The organism is Fibrobacter sp., from assembly GCF_017551775.1.
GTDB lineage: Bacteria > Fibrobacterota > Fibrobacteria > Fibrobacterales > Fibrobacteraceae > Fibrobacter.
On record NZ_JAFZKX010000029.1, the window covers coordinates 47,671 to 58,687 of the forward strand.

The following is an 11,017-nucleotide window of genomic DNA, read 5'->3' on the forward strand; positions in this document are numbered from 1 at the left end:
CTATTCTTCCAGACGGTTCCAGAAATCGGTGTCCTGCTTGACACCGCATTCCTTGGCGTAGTATACGGGTTCGACACCCTTTTTGCGCTGTTCCATATAATTCCTGAGGGCCTTGATCGCGATAGGCGAAAGGATCAAGATACACGGAATGTTCACGACGACCATCAGCGCCTGGCACAAGTCCGCAGAATCCCATGCGAAGCCTGCACTCGCAAGAGCGCCCGCAAACACGATAACTGACGCAATTATCCTGAACACCGTCATCACCGCCTTGCCGGGGCGACGGTTCATGATAAAGCGCAGGCACCCCTCGGTATAATAGTAGTTGCCTATAAGCGTCGTGAAGCCGAACAGCAATATCGATACCGTAATGAACACCGGGCCCCATTCACCGAACACCGTACGGAGGGACGCCTGCACATAGGGAATTCCCGAAATTTCGCTCGTCGGCACCACTTCGGTCGAAAGGCACATCAGGGCCGTCGCAGAGCAAATCACGAGCGTATCGATAAACACGGAAAGCGACTGCACCAAACCCTGCTTAACCGGGTGCGAAACGCTCGCGCTCGCAGAGGCGTTTGGAGCAGAACCCATACCGGCTTCATTCGAATAGAGACCGCGCTTGATACCGTACATAATGCAGCTTCCGGCAAATCCGCCCGCACCGGCCTCGAACGAGAACGTATCCTTGAAAATAGTCGCGAACATCGAAGGAATGTTGCTGAAATTGTAAAATACGACACCGATGGCCGCAACGATATAGGCAATACTCATCACCGGCACCAGATAGCTCGTAATCTGCGTGAGCTTCCGGGCACCTCCGAACACGCACAACGCAAACAAGACCGCAAGGCCTCCCCCCACAATCAAGGGAGTCTTGGATTCGCTATAGAAACTGTAACCCGAAAACTGGTCTGGACGTTGTAAGAAGCCAAGAGGTTGTAGCCGACCAGGTAGGTCAACAGAATGAACACCGAGAAAATGACACCCAACCAACGCTGCCCCAGCGCCGTCTGTATATAATACGAAGGTCCGCCGTAGGAATGTCCCGTCACCAGGTCCTCGCGCTTGAATATCTGCGCCAGCGTCGATTCCACGAACGCAGAAGCGCTTCCGAAAACCGCAATCAACCACATCCAGAAAACTGCACCCGGGCCACCCATGCAGATAGCCGAAGAAACGCCGACAATATTTCCGGTACCCACGCGGGATGCCGTCGAGACCATCAAGGCGCCGAATGAAGAAATTCCGCTCCCCTGCACCGGTTTCTCGTTGATAACGCGGAACATTTCGGCAAAAAGGCGAATCTGCGGGAACCCCATGCGGACAGATAGGTACACGCCCGCCGCAATCAAAAGGAACGGCACAATAAAGGGCTGGTACAAAAAGCCGCTCATGGCGTTGACGGCATTGTGAATTGATTCTAGCATAGTCACTTCCTGTTTCGGGGGAGTTTTTTACAAGATAATAAAAAAACGCCGCCATTCAGCAGCGACGATTCCTCAAAGAAGTCGAATAAAATTCTACGGTTTTCCTCCGTACATCAAGAAGTCCCCATTCGCATCGACGAACTTGATGTTCCAATCCGAATGTTCGTACCTGTAGGTCGGTTTCTGCCTGGGGAACTTTCCGTCTTCCACCAAATAGAATTTGCTGTCTACTTTGACGTAGCTACCGACCAGTTTGGCCGACTCGTCATCGACCCCATCGCAATAGATATTTTCGAGCGTATCCAGATCATTATCCTTCTTGTCGAGCAGAATCAGCCCGCATCTATGAGAATAATCGTCCAGATGGGTCAGCCGCAAGCCGTATTCATCCGTTTCCCTCTCTTCGGGCATCGTTCCCGAAGTGGAATCCCGCCAAAGGCCAATCCTGTACGCATCCATGCCTACATAATAATATTTGGTTTCCTTGATTTTATGGAAATCATCGTCCCACCCAAACAGGTGGTGATCGTGTTCCTCGCCCCTTTGTTCAAGCGTCACCTTGACCAGCGCGGTCGAGTCATCAACAAGTCCAACAAATCTCCAGACATGTCCCTCTTCTTCAATTTCATAATCGACCATCGAGCATCCGCCCAGAAAAAACACAGATGCACAGGCTAAAGCCGCAAACATTTTCATGAACAATTTCCCCTTCATTACGGTTCCTCCCCATCGTTCACGCAAACAACCTGCACCATCGGGTGCAAATCCTTGGGGCATTCGACAAGCCCGCCGGCGATAACACTTGTTCTCCAGCCTTCATCCTTTGTAACATACTCGAAGCAGTACTGTGTATCGGAATCCTTCTCCGTGCTGGTCCAAAAAAGACTATAGTCCGCAACAAACAGGTTGTGCCGCGCGTTTTCGTTGTGCTGCTTGACAAGCATGGCGCGACTACTCGAAAAGGCCTTCCCGTAGTTTTGGTTCAGCCATTCTTCTGCACTCGGGATATGCGTACCTTCGGGGCAGAACGACTTCGCCTGATTCCATGTGGTATAGGAATTCTCATTGTAATGGGCGAACTTTACGTCGAGTTCCGATTCATCCCAGTCCGAAACGCAACTGATTCCGGAGAGAGTCGCGTCGGGGCAACTAGTCGACTCGATAATTTTCTGCTTCCAATCCGCGAAGTAGCTTTCGAACGACGGGCTTTTCCCTTCGATCTTGTCAAGCGTAGCAGAACTATCCCCGATTGCGGCACGGAAGACCGTATAGTTGTCCAATTCCGAAACGTCGAATGCAGAACCGGATTCCGAAACGACATTCTTAAGGAACAAATACCTGCGATAGTCATCGTTCACCCCGGAGCTATAATACAAGAACGTATATTTCCAGCCGCCCTTGCTAATCACGAAACGACTGTTATCCTCGTAAACCCCTTCAAGCAAAATTTTGGGATTATCGAATTCGGCATAGGGCTTAGTTTTATTCGCATTGCGTCTCACCTGGCCCCATCCTAAATTGACATCCGAATAATTACCGATACAGCCGTAAAGGGCAGAATCCGCATCATCCCAGAAGAGTTTCGTTCCGGCAGAACCATTCCGGCAATATTCCGGATCGAACTTGTTGCGAACCATCGCCCTGTAGACAGCCAGGTGATATTCGCTAGTAGCAGTCCACTGAGGAGCATTGCACTCATATCCGACTCCATCGTATTCGACGACTTCGCCGTTATTTTCCTTATTGCAAATTTTTCCATGCCGTACAGGGACGGAAAGGTCGTTGTCCGAGGCTACCTGCCAAGAACAGCTCCAGCCCCATTTGACCTTGCAGATAAACTTTATCCCGTCGTATTCCTTGATATAGTTTTCAGTTTCAGTCGTGCAGGCGTCCCCATAATATTCGGGAATCAAGATTTCTTTCCAGGTGCCCCCATTCTCTTGGAAGCATTTGAAATAACCGACAGAATCGTGATGTGCAGTCTTGTTGAGAGTCGTCTCATCGCAGCGATCCAAGAAATAGGTCTTCCTGTCGACCTCTTCCCAAACCCTGTCATAGCATTGGTAATATTTACCCTCGACAGTTACCGTTTCACGGTCGCGTTCTTCGGTACAAACGCCGGCATGCTTCCGGACAAAAATGTTAACCGGGTTGCTCAATTTTGTATTCTCCAAGAGATCCTTGGTCCAGACATAATCATTGTATCTGTCGATAACGCAGGCATAATATGTCGAATCGTATTTGATCGTATCGCCTTCCATTTCCTCACGACATTTACCGAACAGGTAGGGAACCGCATCGCTTTCGGCCATGTTCCGCCAATCCGTTTTCGCGGAATCACATATGTACACCAAGCTGTCAAAGACGACGGTATCACGCAAGCCGGATGTGCATACGCCCTTTTCCGTCTCGAGTTCCGTCAACAGGCGCCAACTGAGCGTTTTTCTTTTCGAAGTGTAATCACACACGAGCAACCGCCCGTAATAGGCGCTTTTCTTTTCCCCGACGCTCAGCGTATCTTTGAAAGAGGAACTGTCACAGGAAGAAAGTCCCAACGCATCCATCCACAACTGCGGCCAACGTACCTTCGATTCGCGGGTAAGCAGCGTATCCGCCACTTCAACTTCAGGAATCAAGTCACGCCAGGTCTTGCCGCTACCCAATGAGGAGCGCAGCTTGTCGTAATTGGCATAGAAGGCGGAATCGGACTTTTCCCTCTGGCAAAGCGTATAGAGGTAATCGTTCAGTTCATCCCGGAACTCATCGTGACTGCCGTCTTCGAGAACTACGTCCCGTCGCTGTTCATACTCGAGCATGTCGTAAATTTCGCGCAAGGCCTTCTGCTTCGCGCCTACAAGCTCAAAGCCTTCATCCTGCACCAAGGTTTTCACGCGTTCGCTTCCGAGCGCGCCCGAAATGCTGAGCGCCGGGTTCTTTAGATTCCCGATATCGACATACTGCACGAATTCCATCTTCAATCCGCTCGAAGAATTCGGATAGACGCAAGCGTATGCGATACGCAGGTAAGGAGTCGGGAAGTCCACAGAATCGGATACGAAATCAATTTCCCCGTCACGCTGCCGAATCATCTTCTGGTCCAGGACTCCGATGGAATCGAGGTTTTCATCAAGCAAAGTCACATTGATTTCGACAGGAACCAGACGGGAACCGTTCTGGAAGCTACCCTCCAGAATCGTCCAGAGGCTTTCGGAATTTTCGCTGCCCTCGATATACCTACCGCCCGAGACCCTCGAGCCGCCATTTTCACAGGCGGCAAGGAATGCGGCAACCAGGAGCGCCGCCATCAATCGAATCGCTTTCATAGAAATAGGCATCATTAGTCCTCCCCGTCCTTGAAGCAGAGCGTCTGTACGCCCGGATACAGGTCATCAGGACACTCGACGACCCGACCGAAAGCGCCTTCGTTTCCTTCGTACCGGATTTCGTAACAGTAGTGCGTTCCGGAAGCCTTCGAATCGGTAGTCCAGTAGATATCGTAGAGATAGAACTTGTCGTTATAACGCACCTTTATTGGGCTATCTTGAGCGTCTATAGCCTCCATGGGGAATTTCTTCACAAAGTCTCCCGCCCACTCGCTCGTATCAGGCAGATGGTAGCCCGCGGGGCAGAACGACGCGGCCCGTTCCCAGTCCATGTACGATTCTTCCCCCACACGCGTGAGCAGGACCTTGAAGGCGGGGTAAGCGCTCTCCGGATGCGTATATCGCGTCACAAAACTGTCGAAGCTTTCGCTCTTTTCGGGGAACGTATCCGCCACGATTTCTTTGGAACCCTTCTTGGCGGAAAGGTACGGAACCTCGTTCCTGAACATCGCCCCGTATTCCTTGCCACCGATATTCGCCACGGCACCAACGGCATCAAAGACTCCGGCCAGACTTCCCCTTTTGAGAACGGTAATCGTAAATTCATCGCGAGAAACCTTGACAGTGGTATCGTCTACGAAGACACCTCCGTCAAAAATGGCCCTCTCGTAATTCTCCCGTCCCATAATTCCGATTCGCACCCACTCAAGCGATTTGGCATCGCACGCGAAATAGGTATGCGAAGAATAGTATTCGCTTATGGCTTCGTTCCAGTGGACCGTCGTTCCCTTGGGACCGTTTTTGCATTCATCCTTGTGGAGCCTGTTGAACGCATAAAGAACCGAATCCGCGAATCCCATCCTCTTCCAAAAGAATTGGCCGCAAGTCCAATAGCTGCCATTTACCTGTTCAATCCTGCCTTCGGTAGAATCCGTGCAGAACAAGCCATTTTTCTTGTATGCGGAAGTACTGTCATCGGAAAGTGCATACCAGGTATAACCATATCGATCAACATAGCCGCACCTATAGAATTTATTACTGTACTGGACAATTTCCCCAATGTTGCATTTGCGCAAATCCTTGACGGGAGACAGCAACAATTCCGAGGGGACTTCATTCCACGAATATCCACCCCTGCAATGGAAATACCTGCCATCGTAGGTTGCGTATTCGCCTTCTTCACCCTTGTCCCCATAATACACGGGTGCATTTATGGAGACCCATTTCTTGTCATTGCACTGAAAATACTTTCCATCTTCCAGTTTTTCTTTCTGGTTCTGGCGATTGAGACCGCATTCCCCGAAAGCTTCATCGGGAGTGAGTCCCTTCAGGGAATCCGCCTTCGTGGTGTCGGAAACCTTGCCCGTGTCTCGCGGGACCAGCGTCTCAGTCTCGCAGGTCGACGTATCGCCGACTACCCACCGGGCAATATCGTAACGCAACTGCGTAAAGTCAGGATCTTTTTTCAAACTCGCAAAGACCGCGGAATCGCAGTGAGATTCGCCGAGCTTATAGAAATCGACAAGCTCATCCAGGACATCCTTCGCCGACAGCGTTTCATCCCATTTCTTTTCGCCTCCGACGGCATCGACCAACTTCTTGAAATTCTTGTACGACACCGAATCCTTCAAAAAGAATCGGCAGTAATGGTAAGCGAGTGTTTCGAGCGTATCGTTTCCGTAGGGAGCATTCTCGATTCCATATTCGAATTCCTGCTCCGGATCCAGCAGGTCATGGATTGCCTCATGGGCATGTTTCCTCGCCATATTGAACGATTCGCCCTTCTTCTGCACCAGCTTTTTCAGGTATTTGCTTTCCAGCGCATGGTACAAATCGATGTCTGCCGCCTTCTTCTCGTTAAGATTCGCATATACGGTAAACTGCATCTCGGTGGTATCCTTCGAATCCCTGAGACGGCAGACGAAATCGAATTCTACGAAAGGCTTCTCGAATTTTATTTCCTTCGCCTTGTACGTAAAATCGAGCCTGTTGCGCACGATGCGGGCCGAAACTTTCTCCTGCCTTTCCAGTTTATCGTCCAAGGCGTAGATATCCAGTTGCAGCGGCTCCAAAGCCGTAGTCAAATTAAACTTTCCCTCAAGTCCAAGCCATTTCGTTTCCCAACCCTGAATCGAGTCGTTTCCGTCGTCTTCTAAATTTCGGCCGAACTCCCTATCGTAATTCCTGTAATCGTCCGCATAATACGTATCGGTACATGCGACCATCAGGGCCACGCTTGCGGGCAAAAATACCGCAAGCAATGACTTTTCAAGATATTTTTTCATAAATCCCCTTCTTCTTCTCTGATCAGACTCGAATCAGCAACACCGCCGGGATAGACGGAATCGATTACGGCCTGGTCATCAGTCCAAACGTATTCCGTCCTCTGGGTCGTGTAACCCAATCCCATATAGTAGAAGGTCGAATCGACAACAGTTTGCTGATGGCAAATATAGGTTTTGCCCCTGAAGTCATAAAGTTTATCCGGAAAATTCGAATTGCAACTCGCATAAAGTTTGTTGATGACGATGTTCATGTCATCTTCCTTTTGCCAATAGCCCTTCGAACAATGGTAAAATACAGAATCTTTTTCGACAATCGCCTCGTTACCATACAGGCAGAACCCCAATTCCCTATCTTCAGAGGTGACCGGCCTCCAGTGGGGTTTCCCGTTTAGAAAAGGTCCTAAACTCAGGTTGAGGTCGCAAACGAAGACACTGTCGTAAAAATCGCTTTTACGGTTCCCGTTGGCAATGGTGTCGCCGATACGAGCTTCTGTGCAAAATTCCATACCGTACGCCTTTTCCCAGAATTCAGGAATGGCCTCGCTGGAATTAAAGAGCTGTAATCCGCGGAAATCCCTCCAGCGGTTTGCAACAAACGAGCGCACCAACCCGTCGGCGGCACGCACGCGGAACAGCGTATCGCCCCACTCGCCCGCATCGATGGCATCGACCAGTTCACCAAAATCACTGTAGAACACGGAATCCGAATCAAAATAACGGCAATAGAGGTATGGCTGGATTTCGTTTCCGTAGTTACTGAATCCATGATATTCGTAGTCGTAATCCTCTATTCCAAAGAAGTCGTCCATGTTCGCATAAGCAACCGACATGGCGGAATCATAAGGGAGATTTTCTTTCTTCATCAGACGGTCAACCGTCTTGATTGCAAGTGCCGTATTGAGATTCAACCGAGACAAGTAAGCATCCGCTTTCGCATACCGCGAGAACACCATCCGCATTTCGTTTCCGTTATTTTCAGCAATCTTAACAATGTCCATCCTGATATAGGATGCCCGGACCGAAATGGGATCTGTCTGATATAGCCAGTCACTGCCTACAACGGAAATCGGCCATGCATTGACCGTTTCGATTCCCCGCAAACGCTTGTCGAGAAAAGTCACATATACAGAATCGGGGAAAAGACCCATATCGAGCGAAACCCGTACCTCGTACGAGCGCGGAGTTTCGTCGAAATATTCTTCCTCCTCCGTTGAACTGGATCCCAGATCGACCGTACAAGACACAAATGGGACCAGCGCTAGAATACAAATGAAAATCCGAAGTATAGTCATTTGTCTAAAATATACATTCGGCTTCCCCGTTCTAGCATTCATTTCCTCGGGAAATTATGACGCTTTGTCGGAAATACAGCGAAAAATGGCGTAAAAACCTATTTTTTCACCCACAAATTCGGATGCCACAGTTCCCCGCCACGCACCAAGTCGACAACCGACGAATCCTGCATATTCACAAGGACTATCTTGTCGTGCAACAGGTCTGCATTTTGCAACGAGGCTACTACGTAATCATCGAGACCGACCCATTCGGTATGGTCAAAGGACGTTCCTTCTGGAGACGGCACCGCATCGACCAGATTTCCAAATTCGTCCACCACAAGGATACGCTGGTGCGGCCTATAATATTCGCCAGCGAATTCAACTCCCTGCGCTCCGCTCATATCCAGGAACAAAGTCCTGTTCGTCCCGTCTCTCGACAAGGACGCGTTGCAGGTCTGGTCACTATCATACCAAATCGAATCTTCAATACTTTCAACGGAGCCATCCTTACCATAGACAATATGACGTCCCATGAACAACCCTAGAGCATTGCTCATAAAAGTCAAATCATCCGAGACCCCGCCACTGAAGGTTCCTTCGGTTATCTTTTCCGGTTCTCCGAAAGTTCCTCCCATAAAAGGCACCATCCAGGTTCCATGTTTTTTCCAGTTGGAAAGACGGCTCTGCAACTCGGATTCATAGATATCCATATTTTTTGACGGAAGGACCACCGTCGCATCCACATAGACAATAACTGTATCCCCACTGGGCAGGATTCTCCAACGCGGGGTCGCCGCATTCGGCACTTTCAATTTTAAAGGAGCGACAGAACTCCCAATCCTCTTGACGTACAGACTGGAGGATTCTCCGGCAGGTTCGTAGGAAGAAGAAAAGGCAACCCATTTTCCATCGGGGGATACTTCGGGATGGTAGCATTCCAGGCCCAGGTCCATATCGACCGCTTCGGAATCCAAGAGGCTAAATCCGGGATCGGTGATACTCCCCATAAAGGCTATATATTTCAGATGGCCCGTATTGTCATCGCGGTAGAACAGGTACCCATCGGGAATCTTCTCGCCAACAATATCTATTTCTTGCGGATCGTCGTAGTCAGGCCCATCCGAAATGCAGCCGAAAATACAGAACAAAAAGGCAAGAAAGCAAGCCCATGCAGGAACCATCATTTTACAAGAACTGCGCATGATTTATAATTTACAAAAACACAATTTCGACAACCACCCCCAAAAACTCATTTTGGAACGTTGCGACCCCGCAAAATCCGTAAAATTATACGATTTGACTTGACAGAGCCAAATCTTTAGTATATATTTGTGCAGTAAACATTCGTGCACAAAGTTTTACGTCAAAGGATCACTCATGATCGAAAGAATTAAAGGCATTCTTGCAGAAAAATCCCCCACTTTCGTGGTCGTGGACGTGAACGGAGTCGGTTACGGCGTGAACATTTCGGCATACACCGCAGGCAAGCTGCCCGAAGAAGGCGCAGAGGTTTTGCTCTACACGAACCTCGTGGTCCGCGAAGATTCCATGACGCTGTTCGGGTTTGCCGACAAGACCGAAAAGAACATTTTCCTGATGCTGCTCGACGTGAATGGCGTCGGCCCCAAGATGGCACAACGCATCCTGAGCGGCGTCTCCCCCGCCGACCTCCTGAACATGATAGCCAGCGACAACAAGTCGGCACTTTCCAAAATCAAGGGTCTCGGCAAAAAGACCTGCGAGCAGATGACGCTCAGCCTGAAGGACAAGGCAGCAACACTCCTGCAGGCGCTCGGCGACGTGGAAGGTTCGGGCATCACCGGCATGGGCGCCCTCACCGGAGCGAAGATGGAAGCCGTTCTCGCGCTGCATACCCTCGGCGTCAAAGACCCGTCCGCAGAAAAAGCCGTCATGAAGGCAGCCGAAATTCTGGGCGACAGCGCCGATGCAGCAGCGCTTATCCCCGAGGCATTGAAGTATCTTTAATAGGCAATGGATCCTATCGGCCCTAGGCCTCCAGGATGACAGGTCATAAAATGGAAGACAACCGCATCATTTCCCCGCAGAAGAGCTCCTTCGACGAAAACGATACCGACCGCAACCTGCGGCCGCCCAGCCTTGCCGAATTCACCGGGCAGGATGCCATCAAGGAAAGCCTTTCCATCGCCATCGAGGCGGCAAAACACCGTGGCGATGCGCTCGACCATTGCCTGTTCGCAGGGCCACCGGGTCTCGGCAAGACGACGCTTGCCGGCATCATCGCAAAAGAAATGGGCGTGAACATCCACATTACCAGCGGGCCCGTCCTCGAGAAGGCAAGCGACCTTGCGGGGCTGCTCACGAGCCTGCAAGAGAACGACGTGTTGTTCATCGACGAGATCCACCGCCTGAACCGCACCGTCGAGGAATACCTCTACCCCGCCATGGAAGATTTCAGGCTCGACATCATGCTGGATTCGGGCCCGGCAGCGCGTAGCGTAAACCTGCCGCTCAAGCATTTTACCCTCGTGGGCGCCACCACCCGGAGCGGGCAACTTACCGGCCCTCTGCGCGACCGCTTCGGTCTCCAATACAGGCTAGAACTGTATAACGAGAAGGACATCGTGAAAATCCTGATGCGCAGTGCGACAATCCTCGGGGTGGAACTTTCCGAAGACGCAGCACTGCTGCTAGGCGGGCGCTGCCCCGGCACGCCCCGCATC

7 protein-coding genes and 1 pseudogene are annotated in these 11,017 nt (G+C 50.6%); 2 read left to right on the top strand and 6 right to left on the bottom strand.

The features are described from left to right. The 6 genes and pseudogenes from IK012_RS13580 to IK012_RS03645 form a co-directional block, all read right to left on the bottom strand. Window positions 1–1,430 (bottom strand): annotated as a pseudogene (locus IK012_RS13580) (alanine/glycine:cation symporter family protein). A gap of 93 nt (window positions 1,431–1,523) precedes the next feature. Then, window positions 1,524–2,144 carry a hypothetical protein gene (locus IK012_RS03625; protein WP_290950633.1) on the bottom strand — a complete coding sequence of 207 codons (621 nt, stop codon included), beginning with the start codon at window positions 2,142–2,144 and terminating at the stop codon, window positions 1,524–1,526. Then, window positions 2,144–4,768 (bottom strand): hypothetical protein, encoded by a 2,625-nt coding sequence (locus IK012_RS03630; RefSeq protein WP_290950636.1) that lies wholly within the window; start codon window positions 4,766–4,768, stop codon window positions 2,144–2,146. The genes IK012_RS03625 and IK012_RS03630 overlap by 1 nt, the downstream gene beginning before the upstream one ends. Beyond that, entirely contained in the window at window positions 4,768–7,038 is a 2,271-nt protein-coding gene (locus IK012_RS03635) for a hypothetical protein (RefSeq protein WP_290950639.1), read from the bottom strand. Before IK012_RS03635 ends, IK012_RS03630 begins: the two co-directional genes overlap by 1 nt. After that, entirely contained in the window at window positions 7,035–8,330 is a 1,296-nt protein-coding gene (locus tag IK012_RS03640) for a hypothetical protein (protein WP_290950642.1), read from the bottom strand. Before IK012_RS03640 ends, IK012_RS03635 begins: the two co-directional genes overlap by 4 nt. Window positions 8,331–8,428: 98 nt before the next feature. Next, entirely contained in the window at window positions 8,429–9,517 is a 1,089-nt protein-coding gene (locus IK012_RS03645) for a hypothetical protein (protein WP_290950645.1), read from the bottom strand. A gap of 175 nt (window positions 9,518–9,692) precedes the next feature. On the opposite strand from IK012_RS03645, the gene ruvA reads away from it, so the two are divergent. After that, on the top strand, window positions 9,693–10,301 hold the full coding sequence (ruvA, locus tag IK012_RS03650) for a Holliday junction branch migration protein RuvA (protein WP_290950647.1): 609 nt from the start codon (window positions 9,693–9,695) through the stop codon (window positions 10,299–10,301). A gap of 50 nt (window positions 10,302–10,351) precedes the next feature. Further along, window positions 10,352–11,017: Holliday junction branch migration DNA helicase RuvB (gene ruvB / locus IK012_RS03655; protein WP_367273771.1), on the top strand; the 666-nt coding region annotated here is incomplete at its 3' end.

Bases quoted from the DNA above. Each gene is read 5' to 3' on its own strand.
- IK012_RS03640 (WP_290950642.1), bottom strand. From the start codon at position 8,330: ATGACTATACTTCGGATTTTCATTTGTATTCTAGCGCTGGTCCCATTT.
- ruvA (WP_290950647.1), top strand. From the start codon at position 9,693: ATGATCGAAAGAATTAAAGGCATTCTTGCAGAAAAATCCCCCACTTTC.
- IK012_RS03630 (WP_290950636.1), bottom strand. From the start codon at position 4,768: ATGATGCCTATTTCTATGAAAGCGATTCGATTGATGGCGGCGCTCCTG.
- IK012_RS03645 (WP_290950645.1), bottom strand. From the start codon at position 9,517: ATGCGCAGTTCTTGTAAAATGATGGTTCCTGCATGGGCTTGCTTTCTT.
- IK012_RS03625 (WP_290950633.1), bottom strand. From the start codon at position 2,144: ATGAAGGGGAAATTGTTCATGAAAATGTTTGCGGCTTTAGCCTGTGCA.
- IK012_RS03635 (WP_290950639.1), bottom strand. From the start codon at position 7,038: ATGAAAAAATATCTTGAAAAGTCATTGCTTGCGGTATTTTTGCCCGCA.